A 22,604-nucleotide genomic window follows, 5' to 3' on the forward strand; every position below is an offset into this window, starting at 1 on the left:
AAGGTTCCTTAGGGTAGCGGTATGAGGATAGGGTTAAACGCTTTGGTCGAGATTATAGCGTGTCCGCCCACACGTAGTTCTGAAGCCTCAGTGGAGCTAAGAACGGTACGAACGACGGAGGAGCCTACGAGCAGTGTTACGATCACGGCTGGAGAGTCCTCTTCGATTTTGAGAACCTCGCCGATGAGCTGCAGTTTTCCGCTGAGGGCTTGCGGACTAAAGAACTCCATTGGGGGGCAGATCGATTTGATCCGTCCCGATTCGACGGAAGCGAGACGGTCGGAGAGCTTGACGGTTTCGGCGATGTCGTGGCTGACCAGAAGGGTCGTAACACCGAGACGTTGATGGATCAGGGTAAGTTCGTCCTGGAGTTTCTGGCGCATAAGAGGATCAAGCGCCGAGAGCGGTTCATCGAGGAGGAGAATTTTAGGACGGCGCACTAATGCACGGGCAAGGGCAACCCGCTGTTTCTGTCCGCCCGAGAGCGTGGAGGGGAGACGATCGGAGAGTGCGGTCAGCTCGACGAGTTCGATCAGCTCATCAATATTGGAACGTTGTTCACTGTTGTCCGCGGCAAACAGGAGATTCTCACGTACGCTCATCGTAGGGAATAGGGCATAGTCTTGGAATACAAATCCGATGCTCCGTTTCTGGGGAGGGAGATTGATTTTTTTCGTACTGTCGAACCACACTTCTCCGTCTACTTCGATCACTCCGCTATCGGGTTTTTCGAGACCTGCAATCATCCGCATCAACGTCGTTTTTCCCGCACCTGAGGGACCGAAGAGGGTTATAAATTCCCCATCCTCGATTTTTAGCTCAAAATGGGCTTGAAGTATCCCCTCTGCGGTGTCGAGCCGCTTTGTAATATTAAGAAATATCATCGAATACCGCCCAACGATTTTTTATTGAGGGTGTAGACGAGAAGCAGTATCGCAAAGGTAACCGCAAAAAGGGTGAGGGCGTATTGGTGCGCCAGTGCGTAGTTGAGCGATTCGACCTCGTCATAGATGGCGATGGAAGCGACGCGGGTTTCACCCGGAATGTTTCCGCCTATCATGAGGATCACCCCGAACTCTCCGACCGTGTGGGCAAATGCGAGGACGATTCCGGAGATAAGACCGTGACGGATTGAGGGGAGGATGACACGCACCATCGTCTGGAGTTTTGATTTACCGAGGGTATAGGCGGCTTCAAAAATCGAAGGCGGTACTTGGGAAAGGGCCGATTGGATCGGATGTACCATAAACGGTAAACTAAAGAGGACAGAGCCGACGACGAGCCCGTCAAAACTGAATGCAAGGCGGATGCCGTGTTCGGTCAAAAATTTTCCGATAAATGATGAGGGGGTAAAGGCGAGGAGGAGATAAAACCCTAAAACGGACGGAGGCAGGACAAGCGGCATGGAAACGATTGTCTCTACGATACTTTTAAACCGCATGCGGCTAAAGACCAAGAACGATGCAAGGGGAATCGCAATCACAAGCAGTATCAGTGTCGTAACGGAGGCGAGTTTAAAGGTCAGCACCATCGTGCTGATGAATTCAGATTCCATGGGTCTCTCTCAATAAGGATATTTCGCTCGGTTGAACCATCCAGCACACCTCGTCGCCTTCACGTATAGAGAGGGTGTTGAACGTCACTGTCGGCACGAGTGCCATGATCGTCGTCTCATGATAGGTGAGAGTGACTTGTGAGAGGATGATTCCGCGCTCTATGGTCTGAACCGACGCACGCTGCATGTTTGCGGTGGCGGCAGAGAGTGTGTCGGAAAGGATAACCTCGGTCTCTTTAAATGCCAGAGTCACAGGGGTATTGAGCAAATTTTTTTCATTTGACGCTTCGGCGAGGAGAAGATAAAACGTATCTTCCCCGACGGCAACCCCTAAACAGGAGAGGTGTTCGGATGAGGTGACGGAGGTAATGGAGGCTTTTAAAATATTCATAGCGGCTCAATTTTCACTTTGATATCGGCAGGCTGCGCGTTGTAGGGCGATGAGGTGACGATCATATCGACTCCCGTACTTGCATATTCGGCGATATTTTTAGTACTGATCCCTCCGGTCGCGATCAGGGTGATGTGAGGATAGTCGGCGCGCAATATACGGACGGCATCGGAGAGTTTGGTGAGAGGGAATTTCTCCAGTTGTAGAATATCGGCTCCCATACTGGCAAATTTCAACGCCTGAGCGATGTCTTCGGCTTCCATGACGATCTTTTTCTCGGGGTTCGATTTTTTGGTTTTATTGAGCGCTTCTGCGAATGCTTCATCTGCCGGAAAAAAGACGCGGTGGTAGTCGAAGATGAGGATGCTTTCTGAGAGTCCCAAACGGTGAGCGACACCGCCACCCGATTCGACGGCTTTGATCGCAATCTTTTTTGTAAACGGGGTCGTTTTGCGGGTAGTGGCGACGACGATATCGGGGTTGATCGAACGGGCTAAGAGGACCGCTTCGCGGGTATAGGTGGCGATACCGCTGGCGTAGTCGATCAGGTTTTGGACAGACTTCCAGATGCGGTGGATGTTTCCCGCTTCGCCGTGGGCTTCGAGAAAGACGCTTTTAGGGGGGATAAGGGTTCCGGATTTCACAAATCCGTCGATCTCCAAACCATACAATCCGCACAGGCGTACGGCCTCTTCCATGCAGGAGACGACGAGAGGGCGTTCACGGGTGGCAAAGGTGATGCGGGCACGCTGCTCACCGATCCCGAGCGATGCGGTTGTCAGATCGCCGTAGGGGACGTCTTCGCTCAAAAATGCTTCAAGTTCATGGTCATTGAGGATAATCATACCGATGTCTCCCATCCGATAAATGCCCAGTTGACGGCACGTGGAGGACGCTTTTGTCCAACGATCACCTCACGGTAATATTCGCGTGCTTTGAGTTTTTGCTCTTCGCTCAGCTCGTGTACGCTCCAGATCAACGATTCGACGAATTCATCTTCGGTGTTGCTTCGGACACTGCCTCTGCCTGTTTCGATGTAATCGACGCGGGGGAGATAGCCTTGTGAATAGAGGAGGATAGGGATGTACCAATAGTCGGGTTTGGTTTTGACCTTTTTGCCGATGTAATCGAGGATGCTCATGTCGACGAAACTCCCTCCTACTTTGTAGGTGAGATAGCACCGTTTACGCGCATGCGCAGACATTTTGGAGAGGGCGGCATCGACGTCGGAGACCTCCATGGATCGGGAAGCGACAACGATATCGATCTGCGGCAACCGGCTCCAGTCATCTTCCCATCCGATATGATATGTTTTAATATTAGTGACCCCTTCGCGCGCGGCGTAGGCTTTCAGCTCTTCGAGCATTTGTGCGGAGAAGTCGATAGCAATGACCTCTTTGACCCGTTTTGCCAGCGGGATGGCCAATGTTCCCGGCCCGCATCCAATATCGAGAACGACCTCGTCACCGCTAATGTTCATGCGGGAAATAAAGTCGTCGACATACGGGCTGTTGATGACGGATGCCGCCATATCGGCAGATTTTTCGTCCCAGTCACTGCTGGTTTTGCCTTTGAAATCGGTAGTGGCTTTGTGCTCTTTGTACATTGCCGCAAAATCGATCGGTTCTAAAAACATTGGGTGTCCTTTATAAACTGGATTAATTGTATCCTATTTGATCTAACGAATAGTTTTTTTCTAAGTATTTTATTCACTGGGAACTAGCCCCTTTTTTATAGAGTTTGAATGCAGAGAGGGTCAAAATTACTGCTAGCAAGAGTTGCAACATAGAACTGGGAATGCTTCCCAACATACTTTTACCGACCCATGCCCCGATAATCGATCCTGCAGCCATCCATGCAATAAAACGGAGATTGGGTTTGACGATTCGGAACGGTTCTTTTTTCCGGTAGCGGTATAAACCGATCATGATTGTAGGGAGGCTGATCATCAGACTGAGTGTTCCTGCGATTTTAATATCCACACCGTACAATAGGGCAATGGTTGGGATAATCAGTTCACCTCCCGCAACCCCTAGCATACTGCTAAAAAGTCCGATGATGATCCCTGCACTAAATCCCAAAAACGTCAATGCGCTTTGACCCAGTTCCAAGGGATTGAAATGGACTCTGGATTCGATGATCATAACAATCGCCAATCCTCCAAGCAATACGGCGACAATCTTGTCTAGGCGTTTTTCGTCGATGCGTGATGCGATTCCTACTCCCATTGATGCTCCGATAAGAGAACCTGACAACAAGGTAGCGACGATCGGTAAAAAAGAGGATACGGCACTCCATGATTCCCATCTGAAACTAAGCGATGATGCGACGGTAATCCAAGAAATGATCAGATTGATGATTATCGCGTGAACGGTAGAAAATTGGAAGATGAACGTGAGCAGCGGAAGACGAAATTCTGCTCCGCCAAGCCCTATCAATCCCCCTAAGATACCGATGAGGGCACCGTACAAAAACGGTTTAAACATGATCATCCTTCTGAATTCTAATCTGATTTTCACTGATCAGTGCAAAGATTTTTAACGGATCATTTTTGTTGTCGTTCGCAATCTTTTCTAACGTATGTTCGAGATTGTATATCACAATCCCTTTTCGATCTAAAAATTCGCCTGCACTGTCGATACAAATGTTTAATCCCTCGCACAGTTCTCGAAGCGACCTTTGTTTAAACGTTTTGAGATGTGCATGATTGGTGCACGGCTGTTTTGCACCGCCCGTTGTGACGATCGAGAAGAACTCTTTGAGGAGTTTTTTTAATTTTTCCCGTCTCAAATAAATATGGACCGGAAGAATCGTCATGACGAGTACCCCGGCAATCACATGGTATCTCATGATGTTTTGGTTGTAGGCTCTATCGAACGTGATGAAAGCAGTTGAACTCAAGGTCAGCATCAGTATGAGCATCACAAGGATGACAACAACTTTGAGAAAGGTTTCAGTTTGCATAAGTCCCCTTTTTCATACAGATAAAGCTTTCTCGTGTCCATCGACGGTAAAGACAGTTATAGCAAGAATTGTGTGCCGTAGTGGTGATCAATTCGTCCTCGTCTTTATCAAGTTTAAACGCTTCACATGCCGCTTCAATCGCTTTTTCGTAAGAATCTTTGCCGTATCGAAAGATAACATTTCCATTTTCTAGTATAAACATGGTTTTACCTCAGTAATTTTTGAGTTTTTCTTTGCCGAGTGGGCGATAATTATCGCCGTCCGGTTCGACCAGTAAAACACATTTATGATTGAGATAGACGATTTTGAGCTCCTCTTCTGTGAGGATAAGGGCATTCTCAGAAATCAATGCTCCGTTACTCAGTTGAATCTCGTCGATAAGATCATTATTTAGAAGCGTTTGAACCTCGATCGTTTGGGTATCGAGGCGAAATTTGCCTTTAATACGTCCATCACTACCGTATGCACGCAGGGCGATTCCCGCTACTGCACCTATGACCCCTTGTCCGGTGTTTTTGAGTTCGCGTAAAAAGAGGTTATGCTTTTCTGCAATAGCATAGGCACTCTCTTTACTCAGCACTTTAACTTTGGCATCAAAACCATAGGCGATTAATGCTTCCATATCACCGATCTCGTCTTCAAATGCAATACATACCCCCGGATCGGAGGTCGGAGCGCTGATATTTTCAACATGTTCGAGAATAAATCGTGTGACCTCTTCTCGCTCTTTTTTACTCAGATAGGTTGTAAAACACATCGAACTGTTGTGCGATGTGTAGGGAATGTCCTCATGAAGATAGAGCTGGTGACGTGTGATGGGCGCCGCCAAAACGGAGTAATGTTTCATGATATGTTCCCGAATCGCTTCGCAAATCTCTCCTGTCGAGGTATGGTAACCGATCTCATCCGTATCGTCGATACTGATATAAGTCTTTTTTCGTATCATCGATTAAAACGTGTATCTGAGATTGGCAAAAAATTCTCGGCCTGCCATCGGGAAGCCCAAATCGTATGCATAAAGTTTGTCAGTGAGGTTTTTAACGCCTATTTCGGCTGTAATAGCTTCTGTGGCTTTATAGACACCTTTGATATCAAAGGTAGTAAAGGTCGGATTGATTACATACGATTTATCGGCTTTTTGCTCATACGCCCCTTTGCGAAATTTCATATCCCCATAGAGTGAAAATCCGCATCCCAACTCTTTTTGTGCAAAAGCAAAAATTTGATGTTTAGGTACGTCAATTTGTTTGATAGTTTCGTTCGTACGGTTTTTGACTGAAATGTAGGTGTAATTTCCGCCGGCTTCAAGTCCGTCAGATTTATAATTTAACTCGGTTTCAACACCGCGATGATCGAAACTGCCTACGTTTTGGTTTTGCGTATAGGCTGGATTTGGTGCATATACGACACTTTGAATAGCGTCATCTTGGCGTGTAAAGAACCCATTGAGGCGAGCGGTAAATTCTCCAAGTTGTTTTTGATAGCTTAGCTCATAGTGGGTTGCTACTTCATTTTGGAGATCGACATTCGGAACTGAACTGTTGAATTTGCGAGAATAGCGGTCTTTCATAGAAGGCATATACGTCTTTTTAGAGACACTCGCACGTATTTTTGAGGTTGTATCCGGTGTGAAAATAACTGCGGCTTGCGGATTGATCGAACTTTGTGTTTTGAGTGCGAGCATATTGATATAGGCGGTATTGGTATCAAATATCTTATCGCCTTCGCGACGATCGTAACTGACTCCGCCGAGCAGCTGCCATTGGGTATTGACCGTGTAGGTATCTTCAAGACCTAATGAAATACTATGATCTTCATAGTTTTCACTCATGCTATCAACACCGGTGGTTTTGCTGATGTCATATCCTTTATGGGAATCTTTTTTGTAATTTGCCGCCGCAGTTAGGAAGTTTTTTTCCAGTTCAACACCGTATTCCAGTCGTCCGCCGTAGCTATAGTCATCGTATTTGCTTTTAAATGACTTGCCTGTGTTCATTGTCGAATAGGAGACATTGTCATAGGCATAGAGTGAATTTTTAGACGTATCGTAGTAGGCCAGCGCTTTGATATAGCCGGCAGCAAGATTTTTTTGTCCTGAGATAAAGAGAGTTTCTTTATCCCAATAAGGCCAATCCCAATATTTTGATTGACTGTAAGCCGGGTCACTTACCGGAGGCTGTTGCTTCTGGCCATTTTGGTTTGAATAGCCGATAGCAACTTCACTGCCGTCGTCGGCGATATATCCTCCCTTAAGACTGATCTTATAGTCTTCGGATTGTGAATGCAAACGATCGCCTTTGGGTTGTACACTTCCGCTGGGTGGTGTATAGTTGTCACTGAGCCGGAAATGGCTTTGATCGCTGTATACGGCACCGAGCTGTGCATAAAGGTGATCTTGACGTGTACCGAGGTTCAGTGAGGCTGTCTTGCGGGAGAATGCCGTATCACTGTCAAGTACCATTCCTACTTTCATATCTCCTTCCAGTGCTTTTGTAGGACGTTTAGAAACGATATTGACAACTCCGCCCATTGTATTGGCACCGTAAACTATGGATGAATATCCTTTTTCAACATCGATTTCGGCAATATCGTTCGTGAGGAAACGGTCATAGTCGAAGTTGCCGTCATAGGGGACATAAATAGGGATACCATCGATAAAAACACCGATTCGTCGTGCATCAAAACCGCGAATGTAGAGAGTAGATTCCCCGCGCCCCCCTTGGACATCTTGATTGATACCGCTTATATTATCCAGTGCATCGGAAACCGTTTCGCTGTTTTGCGTCGCGATTGTGTCGGATGTTATTACTTGCTCAAAAGGGCTCTCATCAAGAGGAACATTTAGGACATTGATCTGTCCTAACGTAAAGGTATCGGCCAGTACCGTAGAGGCGGCGAGTGATATGAGTAGTAAGTGTTTTTTCATTGCATTTCCTTTAGATTAAATATGGGGTCTGATGTGGGTGTTGAAGACATTGAGCATCGTTCGATTTTGACTCGGATCGGACGATGAGGGTTTGAGAACGAGATGAATGTCCGGCAGTGCGTTTTGGATGGTTTGAATTGTTTTTAGGCACTCTCTGTAGGTTCCGATAATGGCATTGTCAAAAAACTTTTGACCGTCGAAAAAAGCTTCGCGCTCCAACAAAATAGCGTTGTATTTTTCGCGGTTCCATTTTGGAGCGGGAATTTCGGAAGATGCGGCGCGCATCGATTTGACAAAATGATCGATAGAAGGGCGGGCGATGCGGTAGGCATCGTCATAGCTGTCGGCGACACAAAATACCCGCATCAAAACGATCTCCGGATTCACTCCGGCAATAGAGCGGTAAAGTTTTTGGGCTTCCAAACACTCATCCAAACTGGCCCCCTGTGACATCAGCAGCCCGTATCCCTGACGTGCGGCAAAACGGATCGTATCGGGATTGGCAAACGTAGCGACAAAAAACGGGATCCTTTTTTGGAGCGGTTTAGGCTGAAGGGTTGTATTCTCGAATGAGACAAATGCGCCGTTATACGAGGTGGTTTTGGTATGAAGCAGCGCGTCGACCGCTTCGGTGGTCTCAAACATGGCATTGCGCAGATTATCGGGATCACGGCTGAAATGTTTGGTGTCGGGTGCGAATCCCCCCTTGGCAAATCCTGCGTTGATCCGTCCGCCGGAGAGGTTGTCCAATACGGCGATACTCTCGGCCAAACGGACCGGATGGTAAAAAGGGGCGAGAAATCCGGCAGTCCCCAGTCGGATACATCCGGTTCGGGCTGCTGCGAAAGCGATCATAGAGCAGGGATCGGGGATAACGCTAAAACCGTTGAAATGGTGTTCACCGAACCATGCCTCGTCAAATCCGAGCTGATCGGCAAGTTCGACCAGACGAAGCTGTTCCATTATGCTCTCTTGAACGCTCCCCTCAAAATGTTCGGTAAGACAAAAAAGTCCTATTTTCATGGCTCTCTCCTCATTTGGTGATAACAGCCCAAAAGCCGCTTTCATCGTCGATAATATTAAACTTGGACGGTCTGAGCGAAGCAAGAATCCCAGGAAGTGCTTCGCGTTCCGGTTTTATCCGGTCTTTGAATGAGTTACGCCAATCGGGATTGTTATCGCTCATCGTTTTGACGATACTGTCGCGAAGAGCCGCATTACCGAATCCGCCTCCGATGTAGGCCATTCCTCCCGGTTTTAGAATCCGAATGATTTCGCTGTAGGCTTTATGCCAATCGTCCCAAAACGGTGAAGATCCTCGGCTGATGACGAGATGGACATCCTCGTCGATCAACGGTATGGCATGAATGTCCCCTCGGATAAACGTACTGCGATCATTCAAATTATGAGATGACGCATAATCCGATGCCAGATTGAGCATCTCTTCGGATTGGTCAAAAAAACTCATATGTAAATCGGTGATATTGGCCAGAGCGATTCCCAGAGCACCCGTTCCGCATCCTGCGTCGAGGCATCGACCGGAAGTGATTGCCGTTCGATTTACGATTTGTTCCGCAATCACGGGATAGATCGGTGCGAAGACGTTACGGACGATGTGATCGAAACTTTGCGGATTGGTTGAGTGTTTCACGGTTTTGCTCCCATAGGTGTTTTTCGGTATTCGATCGTCGGATGCAGAACTTCTTGCAACTGATCGTTTGTCAGATCCACATTCATAAACAGACGATAAAACTCTTTGGTCTCTTTTTTGAGATCGATTTTGTACTCTTTCGGATAGAGGGCATTCATCAACCATTTGAGACCCATAATCCGCATGAACGACGGCGGACGGTCAAACCAGTTGAACGGTGCTTTCGGTATTAAAAAGACCCGCTTGTTTCTGACGGCGTTGATATTGGCCCAGATCGGGGTAGTGTAGACGATGTCGTAAAACATCTTTTCCTGAACGATCATGACATCGGGGTTATAGGCAAGTACGGTTTCCATCGACATCTTCTCAAAGCCTTTGTGGTTTGAGGTGTGACATCGGTGTACGTCGACGTCTCCGGCGAGTTTGAGCAGCTGAACATGGATGGAATCGTCGCACTCGGTACTAAGACCGTCTAATCCTTCGGCATAATAGACCTTCGGACGTTTTTCGGGTGGGACTTTGGCTACGGTATTACGGACGTAGGCAAACGTTTTTTCGGTATAGGCGGCGAGTTTGTTGCCCCGTTCTTCTTTGTTTAGCGCTTTGCCTAAGAATTTGAATATATTGGTGTAATCCTCGATACTCTCATCGACGGCATAGACGAACGGAGTATTCAGAATTTTGAGTTTCTCGGCTTCTTTTGCGTTGAATTCGTTTTGGTGCGCCCACATGAGAATCAAATCCGGCTTGGCTGCAAGCAGCACTTCAAGATTGGCACTTTGACCGGCACCGAATACCCGTCCGATGGTTGGAAGGGTCTGCATCCGTTTATTCAGATAGGGATAATTCGCCTCATCGATCTCAAAAATCCAACCTGCGAGTAAAGACGGATCCATAGCGTATAGGGCATACGAACCGTACGGAGAGGGTGCGTATACTTTTTTTGGATTTTCCGGAACATCGACTTTGCGCCCTTGCATATCGGTGATTTCACGTGCAGAGGCTACGAAGCTGATCGAGAGGATCAAAAATCCCATCAGGAGCGGTAAAAAGGGTCTCATCTCTCTCATCCTTAAAATTCCATCGTGATTTCAGCACCGAACGTACGTCCGCGATCGTAGTAGTATCCTGTGGTATATCGGGTCGCATATTGCTCATTCGTGAGGTTGCGTCCGTAGAAAGTGAGTCGGGCGTCGATACTGCCGAGTTTGAGTTCTCGAATGAGGTTCGCATCAAACCGTGTAAAATCTCCTAACGGAACATTGGTAGCGGTTCCCATAGCGGATGTGGAACTGGTCCATAAGCTCTCTTTTTTAGCGGAGAGGTTGGCGCGGTATTGATCCCATTCATGGCTTAGGGCGAGGGTATAGAGGTTTACCGGATTGGAAAGGGCGTTATTATCGGTTACGACGCCGGTACTGCTGACCGATTCGTTGGTAACCATATGAGTCCAGCTTGCTTTATACGAGGTACCGAAATCGAATTTCCCTTTTAGAAGAAGCTCTATTCCTTGGCGATGAAGGTCAGACTGGGTGTAATAGTACAGTGTCTCACCGTTTTGTACATAGGTGTTGGTTGTCGCCGTTTTATAATTATCGATTTTGATATCAAACCATGTCAGCATCGGGGTAAATGCTTTGGAAAAATTTGCTTCGAGTGAGGTTTCGAGCCGCTTTTGGGTCTCAGGATCGAGCGTTCCGGTTTGCGATCTGACATCGAAATCTCCCATCGTTCCTTGTGATCCGTGGTAGTAACGGCCCGTAAGGTTATAGGTCGGAGTGACATACCATTTTGCCCCGAGTGCGTAGATTTTGGCAGGAGCCATATCGACGTCATTATTGGCACTGTTATTTGCGGCAGAGGTGCTTGAATTGGTAATATGTTTGGTGTCTTGGCGATATCCGCCATCGAGGATGACATTCCCCTCAAAGAGCTTTTGTTCGACCGAAGCCGAGTAGCCTTTGACCGTAGTATCAAAACGTCTGTAATTGCTATTGGTTTCAGGACCGAATCCTGCATCGTTAGCTCTTTGGAAACCTAACATCACTTTTGTATCGCCATAATGGATGTTATGTCGGAAACTGGAACCGGAAGTGTCTTCGTAATAGTGTTTTGCAGCGGTTACGGTAGCTGAGGCAAAACTGTCGTCATGTTCGGTTTGGTCATAGTTTGTGCGAAAGTAGGAGAGGATGGACGTATGGTGCTCATCCCACTGCACAGTCGCATCGGTGGTGAAAATATGGGTAGTGATCGGGTCGTAATACCACTTGGAGGTATCAAGGGAACCGTCAATTTTGACTCCTCTTTGCATCTCAAAACGCCCTGAATCGTCATAGATCATCGCTTTAGCACTGAAACGCCCGGCATTGATTCCGGCATTGACCATTTTAGCTTGGGCATTTTGACCGTCAAACCATGTCTCTTTGCTCGGACGCTCCATCCCTGACATCATCCCCCCGATGTAACCGTTGAAATCGGACGAACCGAATACAAAGCTGGTATAGATACTCTCGTGGTTTGCAGTGGGTTGATCGACGGCTTTTTCAGCTCCTCCTGTGAGGATCAGAGAGGTTTTTTTCGGCTGTTTGGTACGGATAACGATAAATCCGGTATTCAGTCCCGATCCGGAGTTGGATGATCCGATATTGATCGAAGGGCCTATAGGGAGTGAAGTGGAACCACGGACGATGTCGATTTGCTCAATAGCCGACATAGGAATCTTTTGGAGGATACGGTTACTGGTAGAGGGCAAAATGGCGCCGTCGATGATATAGGTAAAGCTTCCGCCGCCTCGGTCATTGACAAAAAACGGACTTTTGCGCCCTTGATAGGTGATGTCTAGACCGACCGCTTTTTCTAAGAGATCGAAAACATCTTTCGGTGCGAGGTTCTGAATATCTTTTTCGGTAAAAATTTCGGTCCCAGCCTGTGCCGTCGTTTCGACGCGGTAAGGATTGCTTGGGCTTTGCGGATCGAGATAATCGTGTTCGAGTATCGTCGATGCGGTGACGTTAACCGGATCGAGTGAACTGGCAGTCGTATCGGCAGCAGCAAGAGCCGATAGCGGTGAGAGAACCAATGCAGCCACAAAGCTGATGGCAACAGTTTTTGTATTTGAATTTTTACTCATTTTCATCTTTTTTCCTTAAGTTTGAATGCTTAGACACTTTTTATATCATAATTGATATAATGTTATATAAATTTTTTTCCTCCCTTTTACTGTTTGTATTGGGGAAAGAAGAGTTTAATAAACCGTTTTTCCTCTTGATCGATCGGTTTGATTAGGTCGGGATAAAACGAGTGGATAAGCCACCGTATCCCCATCAGACGCATGAGTGAAGGGGGACGGCTGATATAGTTGAACGGAACGGTAGGGACGGTGAGAACGTGTCCTGTTTTGACCGCACGCAGGTTTTGCCATTGCGGATTCGTTTTGACCGAGGATGCGAATGATCCCTCCATTGCTACGATAACATCGGGGTCGGCTATGAGGATCGTTTCCATCGAGATTTTTTCCATCCCGTAGTTGGAAGACATTTTACAGTTGAGGGCATTTTTGGCTCCGCTGTAGGTGAAAGGTTCGAGGTGAAACGACCCGTCGCATTCACTGGCAAAACCGTCCGGACTTTCAGCAAAGTAATATCGGACATCTTTTCGTGCATTGACTTTCGTTTGCAATGATTGGATCAGTCCAAGCGTCTCTTTGGTGTAGTTCATAAGCTCCGAAGCACGTTTCGTATTTCCGGTGAGTTTGCCTAAAAGTTCGAATTGGACTATGAGGTCGTTGATCGATTCGTTATGAACCATGAGTACAGGGATACCGAGTAAGGAGAGTTTTTTTAATTCATTGTCGGCACCCGTCGCTTTTCCCCACATGAGGATGACATCGGGCTTGATTGCTGCGATGTTTTCGAAATTCGGGGTTTGCCCCTGACCGAAATATCCGCCCGCCACCGGCTTGGATGCGGCGACACCGACGTAGGGTTTTTGATCCTCTTTGAACGGAAAGTTCAAAGCTGCGACGAGAGACGGATCGAATGCCGTTACACTGATAGTAATGGGCGGGGATACCGAATAAATTTTAGTGATTTTATCGGGGATGGTAACGACCCGTCCAAAATCATCGGTAAGGGTACGCGCTTCTATAATATTAGAAAATATCAATAAAGAAATGAAGAGGGTTAAAAGTTTCATAGGGTTCCTTTATTGAAGATTGGGAGACAGCGGGTGTGGGTATCGTGGACGATGAGGTCGGCCTCGATTCCGTAGACGTTACGGATCATTTCAGGGGTTATTACCTCTTCAGGAATACCATCGGCGATGATTTTACCTTTGTTCATTACCGCGACTCGACTGGAGACGAGCAGGGCATGGTCGGGGTAATGGGTCGTTTTTAGAAAAGTATACCCTTGCGTACTGAGTGAGACGATCAACTCCAAAAGACGGATTTGATTGCCGTAATCCAGACCCGAAACCGGCTCGTCCATAATAAATGTATTGACCCCCTGAGAGAGCGCGCGTGCGAGAAGCACCATCTGTTTTTGCCCGCCGCTGAGCTGACCGAAGGGACGCGATGCCAAATCAGGAATCCCGACTCTCTCCAGTGATTCACGGGCAATGACGTAATCCTGCGCGGAGGGGGCGGCAAAAAAACCGAGTTTGGAAACTCTCCCCATAAGAACCATCTCCAGAACGCTGTAGTTGAACGGTACGTTGTTGTATTGCGGGATGTATGCGATATGTTCTGCAATCTCTCGGTGCGAGTAGCGGTGGAGAGTTTTTTCATTGAGCCATATTTCACCCTGTTGTGCATGGATCAGTTTGAGGATGAGGCGGATGAGGGTGCTTTTACCGCATCCGTTCGGTCCTAGCAAGCTTACGACTTCGCCGCGGCGGAGGGTGAAATCAATCCCCTCTAATACCGGACGTTTAGGATAAGAGAAATGGAGGTCGTTGACCGCTATTATAGGTTTTAGTTCCATGCTGCCCTCGCGTTTTTAAGTACGATGATAAAGACGGGGATACCGATGAGCGATGTAAGGATTCCGATCGGGACTTCGACGCTGAATGCCAATCTGGAGATCGTATCGGCGAGAAGCAAAAACGCTCCGCCCACTATCGCTGAGAGCGGCATCAGCAAACGGTGCGAAGGGCCGACCGCCATACGGATGATATGGGGGATAATCAGCCCTATCCATCCGATTATTCCTGCCATAACGACGGAGAGGGAACTGGCGATCGTCGCCAAAATGATAGCTCCCAGCCGAACCATCGTGACATTGATCCCCAATGCCTTCGCCTCTTCGTCTCCCAAACTCATTAGATCGAAATATTTCCCTAAAACAATCAGACCGATGACACTGGCGAGCATCGGAACAGATATGAGCAACACGCCGTGCAGATCCGCCATCGTCAGACTTCCCATCAGCCAATAGACGATTGCAGGGAGGGTACTGTAAGGATCGGCGAGGTATTTGATGATCGAGAGCAACGAGGTAAAGAGGGCACTGCTGATCACACCGCCGAGTACCAGCATGACGGTGGAACGTGAGTTGGTCACCATTGTGCCGATGAGTACGGCGACCCCGACCGCGACAAAACCGAATGCGAATGCGAGCAATTGGACGACAAACCATTGGTCAGAAATAAGCATCCCCATCGCCGCACCGAACGATGCCCCCGCGAGTACCCCTAAAATCCCGGGAGATACGAGGGGATTGACGAACATCGCCTGAAACGCGGCACCTGATGTAGCGAGGGCAGATCCGATGAGTATGGCGAGCAGAACGCGCGGAAGACGAATCTGCAAGATGATGTTATCGAGCATCGTAAAGGTATCGTTCCCCACCCCTCCGAAGACTTTAAACTGCAGGTAGCTGATCAACGTATCGAGTGTGATCGGATATTGCCCCCAGAGTAGGGATAATGTGGCGACAACGAGTAAAAGCACGCTAGCGCCGATTATCCAACTGATCGGTTTGAACTTTTTCATCATAGCCCTTAAAACTTCAGATTGATACTGCCATAAAGTCCGAACGGTGCACCCGTATTATAGGTACTTGCCGTTCCGGTCGCTGCCAAGAAGTTATCGGCGGCATTGATCGTAGCGATGTATTTTTCGTTCGTCAGGTTGGTAGCCGTCAGACGGAAAAGGGCGTTATGTGAACCCATAAACTGTGCCATACGATAGGCGACATCGAAATCGATCAGGGTAAAGGCGTCTATTTTTTGGGTATTGGCGACATCTCCCCATCGGCTGGAGGTATATCGGGCGCTTGGGGTGAGCGTCCAGTCGCCTAGGTGATATGAAAGTGCCGCTTTTGCCATGTATTTCGGAGCGTCAGGGAGCTGTTTACCGTCGGTTTCAACGGTAGAAGAAGCGCCACTTTGGAAGTTTTGGGTGAATTGATAGCGGTTGTACGAGAGACCGAGCAAGAGTTCCAAATTTTCGCTGATCGGTCCGTATGCCGAGAATTCCGCTCCGTATCCGAGGGCATCTCCAACATTGGCAGGATAATTGACGCCGTAGGCAGGATCATAGATATTAGCCTGTTTGTTTTTGACGAACGAAACATAAAGACTTGGATTGAGAGTGAGCCCTCCAAGCGTTGTTTTGACTCCGAGATCAATATTATCGGAGAGTTCCAAATCGAGTTTATCCCACAGCTGTTGCAAGGTGACGTTTTGAGCTACAAAACTCGAACGACTGGAAATATAGGTCGGGAATAGATTGACGTCGAATCCGTAGGTACGGGAATAATCGAGATATGCCATGGTCGATGGTGAAATCGTATATCCGAGGTAGAGCGACGGAATGAACGTATTAAAGGTTTTAGCCTCTACGCTTGCCCACGGATCAATGGCAGTCGATGCGATCGCAGCGTCATAGTCAGGATTGGCAGCGGATGTTTGATTTCCGTTGGTATGGCTTTTAAGCGAGCCGAGTTTGAATGTTTGGTACTGTGCTCCTGCCACATAGGTGAAACGATCAATCGTACCGCTGATTTGGGCAAACGGTGCTTGGAGTGTATGGTAGTCGTTATTGGCGAGAACCGCATAGCCATCAAAGACCAAAGCACCGTTGACCACTTTGTATTTGATCTGGTCGCTCGGAGGCCCCGGAGGGAGCTGTTTGTGGTACCAATACCCGATTTTGGTTTTTAAAGCTTCGGAAAACTCATGGTCGTACGCAGCGGTTGCACCGTAGAGATCATGCTCCATACGCCAGTTCATGACACGCTGTTTTGCCGCAGCGGTATCGAATTTAGAAAACCAGTAATCTCCCTCATCTTTTTTATAATACGGTTTGACCGTGATCGTATCACTCGTGGTTGGCTTGTATTCGAATTCTCCCAACAGAGCCGTTGTCAGGAAACTTTGTTTGTTCCAGTCGTAATAGTTGACATCATTGGAGGCGGTCGGCTGAGTCGTGGCAAAATCTTTGTTGAAATTTGCCCCTAAATTATTGGCTTCATTAAACGAGAGATTATAGTAGTTGTGGTGATCATCCGAGTTACGGATAGCCGTGACTTTGGCTTTGAACGTATTAGTAGGGGTGTAGGTAAGGCCCAAAGTACCGTTGAGACGTTTGAGATCCCCTTCACCTTTGGTTTTGTCATTGGAGAGATGAGAGAATGAGCCGAATACCGCTATATCGCCGACTTTGCCCGAATCGAATCGTACAAAAGTACGCTGAAAGTTATCCGAACCGAATGATTGAGAGACTTCCGCTCCGGCTTTTGATTTAGCCGTAAGGAGATTCAAATCGACTTTTCCGATGAGACTCGAGAAACCGAGGTTCTTATCGGCCGGTAGATACCCTTTGAGCAAATCGATCGAACTGACGTTTTCCATATCCACGAGCTGTTTTCCGCCTCCGGGATTACTGGAGATCGGCATTCCGTCGATCATATAGACACCGCCGGGGCCGCTTTGGCTTTTTCCTCGTATACGGATCGGATCATGATACGAGGGTTCGTTGGAACCGGCCTGATCGACGGGGGTAAAGTTGACCGATGGGGAATAAGCGATCACGCTGTAGGGATTCATATTCGCCTGAGTCGAGAGGGTTGCGATACTTTTGCCCGTGAAGGTTTGATTCGCACTGCTTTGATTGGTATCAGCGATCATACTGTCACCATCGTCAACCGAGTCGGTTACAACGATCCGTTCGATCCCCAGAGGATCGGCGGCAAGAATCGCACATGCGGCAAGGGAGAGGAAAATAGGGGAAAGTTTCATTGGTTGGCTCCTAATAGATTTTTAACTTGTTCATCACTCAGTTTTACATGTAAGAAAAGTTCATAGAACTCTTTGGTGCGGACACTCAGGTCGGGTTTAAACTCTTTCGGATGGAATAAATGGGCCAGCCATTGGATTCCGATCACCCGCATAAACGATGGCGGACGGTCGATCCAGTTAAACGGCTGGATCGGTACGAGATAGATACGGCCGGATTTGAGTGCTTTTAGATTTTTCCAAAGGGGATCGTCGATCAGATCATTATAGACAGCCCGGTTTTGGACGATAATGACATCCGGATTGTAGGTCATGAGTTTTTCAAAATTGATTTTTTCCAGACCGAGTAGACCGCTTTGTTGGCATTTATGGACGTTCTCACCTCCGGCAAAATTGAGCGCTTCGACATGAAACGACGTATCGCATTCGGTAGAGAGGCCATCGGTCCCTTCCGCGTAGTAGTAGCGTGTCGGTTTGACTTTGGAGACACTGGTGTGGACTTCATCGATTATTTTTTGAGAGTAATTGGCCAAAATATTTGCCTGTTTACTCTCACCGATTGCCGCTCCGGCCAGACGAAATGCACGTGGCATGTCGTTCACTTCACGAAACGGGATCATAAAAGTCGGGAGATGGGTTTTTTCGATTTCACGTTGTACGGTTTGGACCATCATGTCGTCTTGCCACAGTAATACCAGCTGGGGTTTATAGGCCATCAACGTTTCAAGATTGATACTCTGACCCCCTCCGTGAAACGATCCGATCACCGGTAGTGAAAGAAATTTTGGGTTGAGAAAGCTTTCATTCGCTCCGTTATTGCCATTTTTTGCCGAAAAGTTCAATCCGATCATCTTATTCGGATTGAGTGCATAGATGAGATAGTTCATTGGCGGAGATGAACCGAAAACCCGATCGGTTTGATCCGGGAGTATGACGGGATGTCCATCCATATCTGTTACTGTTTTCGCATGTGCAGCGAGAACAATCACCGATAAGAGGAGGAGTTTTGAGAGCGTATTCATGGGATTCCTTTAGGATTTGTGTAAATTAAATGCGATAGGGATACTCAGTTCAAAGGTCTTTCCCAATGCGGGGTAATCACCGCTGAGGCTGAAAATCGTTTGAATCGCTTTATTGTCCAGAAGTGTACTGCCGCTGGTCGTGATCACTTTTGCGGCTTCAACAATTCCGTTAGGTTTAAGTACAAACGATACCACCACAATCCCCTCGATACGAAGTTTACGAGCGATTGCGGGGTAGGTGATTGCATGTTCGATCATAGCCCGTATATTTCCCAACGCCGCTCCGCCGATTTCGTTGCTGGAAACTAGGTTTCTTGGTAATTCGTTTTCAGAGTCGGAGGAAACACTCTTATGAGGAGAATCAATGAGTGATGATGGCGGAGCCGAAATGACGGGAACAGGTGGAGCTAGAGGCGCGGACGCCTCAGAGGACACCGAAGGAGTTAATGACGGCATCCTCTCAGGGGTCGTTTTTGCAATGGTGTGCACTTCATTCGGTACACTCGGTGTGGTTTTCGCTTTGGGAACGGTAATGGATTTCGGTGTCTGCTTTTGGACGATAGAGTGTTCGAGCATATTTCGATCCCCCGTAGTGGAGGCAAACTCCGAAAGGGAGATGATAACTCTCTCTTCTTGGGGTTCCATCAGGACCGGGTGGGTTGACATAAAATAGACGATTCCCGCCAACACGGCACTGTGAACCCCAAATGATGCGCCGAAAGATTTGAATTTTAATAAGAAATTCTTATATTGTATCTTTTCTGATATAACGATTGAGCTTAAAAAATACATTTTAATTTTCCTCAATTTTATTTTTATTCCATATCGATGCATACGGATAACGTTCGATCGGTGCGACTGTTGTTCGTCGGTTGATCATCCGGATTGATAGCGGCTCGATCCAGTTCCAGAACTCTTCGATACGCTCTTTGGGCATCCCGAGGTCATTGATCGTTTTTTTATACATCATCAGCCAGATTTCACGACCTTTTTCATCGATCGTGATATGAAAATGGCGCATCCGAAGAGCAGGGTGGCCGTGTACCGGAGTGTACGCTTTTTCACCGCCGAGTGCTTCGACGAAAAAATCAGCCGTTTTTTCCGTTGCAAAGGCAAACGCCGCATCGTCTGCAGGAAACAAATTCCCGATGGTACTTTTTCTCAATAATCCATGATGGTAACGGACCATTCTGCGAATGTTGTCTTCTCCCCATTGTTGGTAGAGGAGAATCGAGGGAAAAGGGACTTCGGGATAAACAAAGTCGATTTTGGCTTCAGCGGTATTGGGTGTCATACTCGCTGGTTCAAACGGTTTGGTCCCGCAGGAACTAAACATCGATACCGGTTTTCCATCAGACATTAAGAGATTCATTGCATTTCCTTTTATAAAAGATCAACTTCTGCCTCGACAGAGGCAAGCTTTAGTGCCATAGCGGCAAGCGCAGCGAAAGGGATTTTATTCCTTTCGCGTTCAAATCAAATAGAACATCAGGGGAGACGACAGGTTTTATTGAATAACCGCAGACAAACCTTCCTGTCGTCTCTGCTCATGCCCCGGAGGGCATAGATTAAAAACGGTAGTTCGCTTCCAAACGCATTTCGCGGTTAGAAGTTTCAGCCGTTGCCAATGTTGATTTTTCATTGTTTTGATCCATCAGACGGGCTTTGAGTTCCGTCCCTTTCCAACTGCCGGATAGTTTGTAAATTACGTCCAAATTCCATTGACGGGTATCGCCGTTTCCGTAGGCTCTATCTGTCATGCTTTGGTAGGGTTTTTTACTCGGGTCGCGGTTATAATACGCGTAGCTGAGCATCGTACTGACACCCGGTACGATCGCATCACAGTCGTAATCAAATTCTGCTTTATACGAGGTAGTATTGGCATTCCAGTCGGTTTGCGTCATACTGCGGGTATAACCCTGTGTCGGGAATCCGCGCCATGGAGCGATCATATCTCCGCCGCCGTCCGTATGCGATGTCGCAAGCAGGAATTTAGCCGCACGATAGTTAGCGGTTGCACGCAATGCATAGAGATAGGTGTCCACACTGTTGTCGCTGTCGTAATTGTTTGCTTTCGGCAGGATAATATTTCCGGCACCTTGATCGTATTGTTTCATGTACAACCCGCCGAATCCGAGGATGACATCCCCCGCTTCAAGAGCATAATTCGCTTCAAGACGGAGATGATCGATCAAATCAGGCCAATGCATAACCCACCCTTGGAGTTCGAGATTGTCAATCGATTTATTGGTTACACCGACGACACTGACATTGGGCGCGTCTCCGTGTCTAACCGTAGCGGTACCGTATCCGGTATCATAATAGTTACTGATTTTTGTCGGTGTATCGAGTGTTTCGGCCATATTTCCGAAATAGTCCATACCGCGCTCTTTGATCTTTTCGATGTAGTCCAGTTGAATAGTCGTGTTGAGAACATCATTGGAAACGAAATCGACCCCTTCATATGCGATCGGGATCATTTTAGTATCGTTGGGTGACATCCATGGGTTCGTTACGAGCATACGGCCCGCTCTGATTTTGCTTTTGGCGATATCGTATTGCAGATACGCTTGCGCTAAAACAGCATATCCGTCTCCATAGTTGTACGCCGATCCCGGACCACGTGCAAAGAGATCTTTTGAAGTATTGGCATATTTTCCATCCTCTGCTTCGGTCCATCCGCCCGGATTTTGAGTAGTATACAGACCGGTTCCGAAACTAAATCCGTACAACGGTGCCGTTTTGTAGATCAAACTCCCCCCTACAGCAAAGCCGGTTGCGCTGTATTTGCTATCATCATCCCAATCGGTTACAAAATATTGGGCTCTGAGACGACCGTCCAGTTTCCCTTCTTTAAACGCCGAAGCCAAATCATCTGCCGCTTGGGCAAAGAGACAGGTTCCCAGAACAAGTGCGGTTGCAATACTTAATTTTGTCATTTTTTTATCCTTATTTATTTTTTGATATAACGTGTATCAAGCAACGTAAATTGCTGATGCTCGCCTCATTCGAGGCTGAACGATTATTTTTTTGGCAAGCCGTAGCCGCTCGCTTTTAAAATTTCTAACGCTTTTGCAGAGGACATAAATCGGAGGAATTTTTTGGCAGCGATCTGATTTTCAGGTGAGCCGTTTTTGAGTCCTACCATCGCCTGATCGATCGTGTTGTACGATTTAGGATCGATTTCAATCCATTGACCGACATTTTTCATTTCAGGTGAGAGGACGATAGATTTAGCGATAAATCCTAGGTCAACCGCTTTTGTTGATACATAGTTTCCAACTTGAGAAATGGATTCGGCCGTGATGATCTTCGGTGCGATAGCCCCGTCGACTTTGTAATAGTGCATCGTATTCATTGCTTCGATACCGTACGGGGCAGTTTTAGGATTTGCAACCGCAATTTTCGAAACTTTTGGGTCAGTAACAGCGGCTACCCCTTTAGAGAGATCAACACCCGTATTGCTCCATAGGACGAGTGACCCGTAAGCATAGACTTGAGACGGTGTTGTCGTATAGCCGCCAAGTGCCAGTTTTGCAGGATATTCGACATCCGCAGAGAGAAATACATCATACGGTGCACCGCTCATGATTTGTTGAGTCAATTTACCAGAAGAGCCGGTGATGATTTTTACACCGATTCCGCTCTCTTCAGTAAATGCTTTTGCAATGTCGTTTGCAGCGTATTTCATGTTGGCGGCAGTAGCAACGGTGATCGTTTGTGCAGCGAGTGCGGAGGCAAACGCGAGGGATGCCAATACAATTTTAATCAGTTTCATGGAAACTCCTTAGTATCTGTTTTGATATAACGAAAATTACAAATTTACTTGTGCAAAAACGGTTCGCAAAAAAACGTGA

General features: G+C 47.4%; 23 protein-coding genes. All 23 read right to left on the reverse strand.

The genetic code is table 11. The features are described from left to right. Positions 1-8 precede the first annotated feature (8 nt). A complete protein-coding gene (locus PHE37_RS10540) occupies positions 9-884 on the reverse strand; it encodes an ATP-binding cassette domain-containing protein (RefSeq protein ID WP_299995961.1) in 876 nt (291 codons plus the stop codon). Beyond that, positions 881-1,555, reverse strand: a complete 675-nt coding sequence (gene modB, locus PHE37_RS10545) for a molybdate ABC transporter permease subunit (protein ID WP_300008588.1) — start codon at positions 1,553-1,555, stop codon at positions 881-883. Before modB ends, PHE37_RS10540 begins: the two co-directional genes overlap by 4 nt. Then, entirely contained in the window at positions 1,545-1,946 is a 402-nt protein-coding gene (locus tag PHE37_RS10550; protein WP_299995965.1) for a hypothetical protein, read from the reverse strand. Before PHE37_RS10550 ends, modB begins: the two co-directional genes overlap by 11 nt. Further along, complete coding sequence (modD, locus tag PHE37_RS10555; RefSeq protein WP_299995967.1) at positions 1,943-2,791, reverse strand: ModD protein; 849 nt, start codon at positions 2,789-2,791, stop codon at positions 1,943-1,945. Before modD ends, PHE37_RS10550 begins: the two co-directional genes overlap by 4 nt. Continuing rightward, positions 2,788-3,582, reverse strand: a complete 795-nt coding sequence (locus PHE37_RS10560; protein ID WP_299995969.1) for a class I SAM-dependent methyltransferase — start codon at positions 3,580-3,582, stop codon at positions 2,788-2,790. Before PHE37_RS10560 ends, modD begins: the two co-directional genes overlap by 4 nt. A 73-nt stretch (positions 3,583-3,655) precedes the next feature. After that, on the reverse strand, positions 3,656-4,432 hold the full coding sequence (locus PHE37_RS10565; RefSeq protein WP_299995971.1) for a sulfite exporter TauE/SafE family protein: 777 nt from the start codon (positions 4,430-4,432) through the stop codon (positions 3,656-3,658). Then, positions 4,425-4,910, reverse strand: coding sequence for a hypothetical protein (locus PHE37_RS10570; protein ID WP_299995973.1), 486 nt, complete (start codon positions 4,908-4,910; stop codon positions 4,425-4,427). The genes PHE37_RS10565 and PHE37_RS10570 overlap by 8 nt, the downstream gene beginning before the upstream one ends. After that, on the reverse strand, positions 4,900-5,112 hold the full coding sequence (locus PHE37_RS10575; RefSeq protein ID WP_299995975.1) for a molybdopterin biosynthesis protein MoeB: 213 nt from the start codon (positions 5,110-5,112) through the stop codon (positions 4,900-4,902). Before PHE37_RS10575 ends, PHE37_RS10570 begins: the two co-directional genes overlap by 11 nt. A 9-nt stretch (positions 5,113-5,121) precedes the next feature. After that, complete coding sequence (locus tag PHE37_RS10580) at positions 5,122-5,856, reverse strand: hypothetical protein (RefSeq protein ID WP_299995977.1); 735 nt, start codon at positions 5,854-5,856, stop codon at positions 5,122-5,124. Between the two features lie 3 nt (positions 5,857-5,859). Then, the gene (locus tag PHE37_RS10585) at positions 5,860-7,836 is read right to left on the reverse strand and encodes a TonB-dependent receptor (RefSeq protein ID WP_300008590.1); all 1,977 of its coding nucleotides are present in this window, start codon (positions 7,834-7,836) and stop codon (positions 5,860-5,862) included. A 15-nt stretch (positions 7,837-7,851) separates the two neighbouring features. Further along, the gene (locus PHE37_RS10590) at positions 7,852-8,859 is read right to left on the reverse strand and encodes an LLM class flavin-dependent oxidoreductase (RefSeq protein ID WP_299997936.1); all 1,008 of its coding nucleotides are present in this window, start codon (positions 8,857-8,859) and stop codon (positions 7,852-7,854) included. A gap of 10 nt (positions 8,860-8,869) precedes the next feature. Next, positions 8,870-9,487: a class I SAM-dependent methyltransferase gene (locus PHE37_RS10595; protein WP_299997939.1), complete on the reverse strand. Its 618-nt coding sequence runs from the start codon at positions 9,485-9,487 to the stop codon at positions 8,870-8,872. Then, positions 9,484-10,548, reverse strand: coding sequence for an ABC transporter substrate-binding protein (locus tag PHE37_RS10600; RefSeq protein ID WP_299997942.1), 1,065 nt, complete (start codon positions 10,546-10,548; stop codon positions 9,484-9,486). The genes PHE37_RS10595 and PHE37_RS10600 overlap by 4 nt, the downstream gene beginning before the upstream one ends. Positions 10,549-10,559: 11 nt before the next feature. After that, positions 10,560-12,623, reverse strand: coding sequence for a TonB-dependent receptor (locus tag PHE37_RS10605; RefSeq protein WP_300008592.1), 2,064 nt, complete (start codon positions 12,621-12,623; stop codon positions 10,560-10,562). An 80-nt stretch (positions 12,624-12,703) separates the two neighbouring features. After that, positions 12,704-13,681, reverse strand: coding sequence for an ABC transporter substrate-binding protein (locus PHE37_RS10610; protein ID WP_299993165.1), 978 nt, complete (start codon positions 13,679-13,681; stop codon positions 12,704-12,706). Next, positions 13,678-14,469 (reverse strand): ABC transporter ATP-binding protein, encoded by a 792-nt coding sequence (locus PHE37_RS10615; RefSeq protein ID WP_299993167.1) that lies wholly within the window; start codon positions 14,467-14,469, stop codon positions 13,678-13,680. The genes PHE37_RS10610 and PHE37_RS10615 overlap by 4 nt, the downstream gene beginning before the upstream one ends. Beyond that, positions 14,460-15,479 carry an iron ABC transporter permease gene (locus PHE37_RS10620; RefSeq protein ID WP_299993168.1) on the reverse strand — a complete coding sequence of 340 codons (1,020 nt, stop codon included), beginning with the start codon at positions 15,477-15,479 and terminating at the stop codon, positions 14,460-14,462. The genes PHE37_RS10615 and PHE37_RS10620 overlap by 10 nt, the downstream gene beginning before the upstream one ends. Positions 15,480-15,487: 8 nt before the next feature. Next, positions 15,488-17,728: a TonB-dependent receptor gene (locus PHE37_RS10625; RefSeq protein ID WP_299993170.1), complete on the reverse strand. Its 2,241-nt coding sequence runs from the start codon at positions 17,726-17,728 to the stop codon at positions 15,488-15,490. Beyond that, the gene (locus PHE37_RS10630) at positions 17,725-18,747 is read right to left on the reverse strand and encodes an ABC transporter substrate-binding protein (protein ID WP_299993171.1); all 1,023 of its coding nucleotides are present in this window, start codon (positions 18,745-18,747) and stop codon (positions 17,725-17,727) included. Before PHE37_RS10630 ends, PHE37_RS10625 begins: the two co-directional genes overlap by 4 nt. Before the next feature lie 9 nt (positions 18,748-18,756). Beyond that, positions 18,757-19,539, reverse strand: coding sequence for an energy transducer TonB (locus PHE37_RS10635; RefSeq protein ID WP_299993173.1), 783 nt, complete (start codon positions 19,537-19,539; stop codon positions 18,757-18,759). 1 nt (position 19,540) lies between these two features. Further along, on the reverse strand, positions 19,541-20,119 hold the full coding sequence (locus tag PHE37_RS10640; RefSeq protein ID WP_299993174.1) for a globin: 579 nt from the start codon (positions 20,117-20,119) through the stop codon (positions 19,541-19,543). 196 nt (positions 20,120-20,315) lie between these two features. After that, complete coding sequence (locus PHE37_RS10645; protein WP_299993176.1) at positions 20,316-21,686, reverse strand: OprD family outer membrane porin; 1,371 nt, start codon at positions 21,684-21,686, stop codon at positions 20,316-20,318. 83 nt (positions 21,687-21,769) lie between these two features. Then, the gene (gene modA / locus PHE37_RS10650) at positions 21,770-22,525 is read right to left on the reverse strand and encodes a molybdate ABC transporter substrate-binding protein (RefSeq protein WP_299993177.1); all 756 of its coding nucleotides are present in this window, start codon (positions 22,523-22,525) and stop codon (positions 21,770-21,772) included. Positions 22,526-22,604: the final 79 nt, after the last annotated feature.

This window comes from Sulfuricurvum sp. (assembly GCF_028681615.1).
Lineage (GTDB): Bacteria > Campylobacterota > Campylobacteria > Campylobacterales > Sulfurimonadaceae > Sulfuricurvum.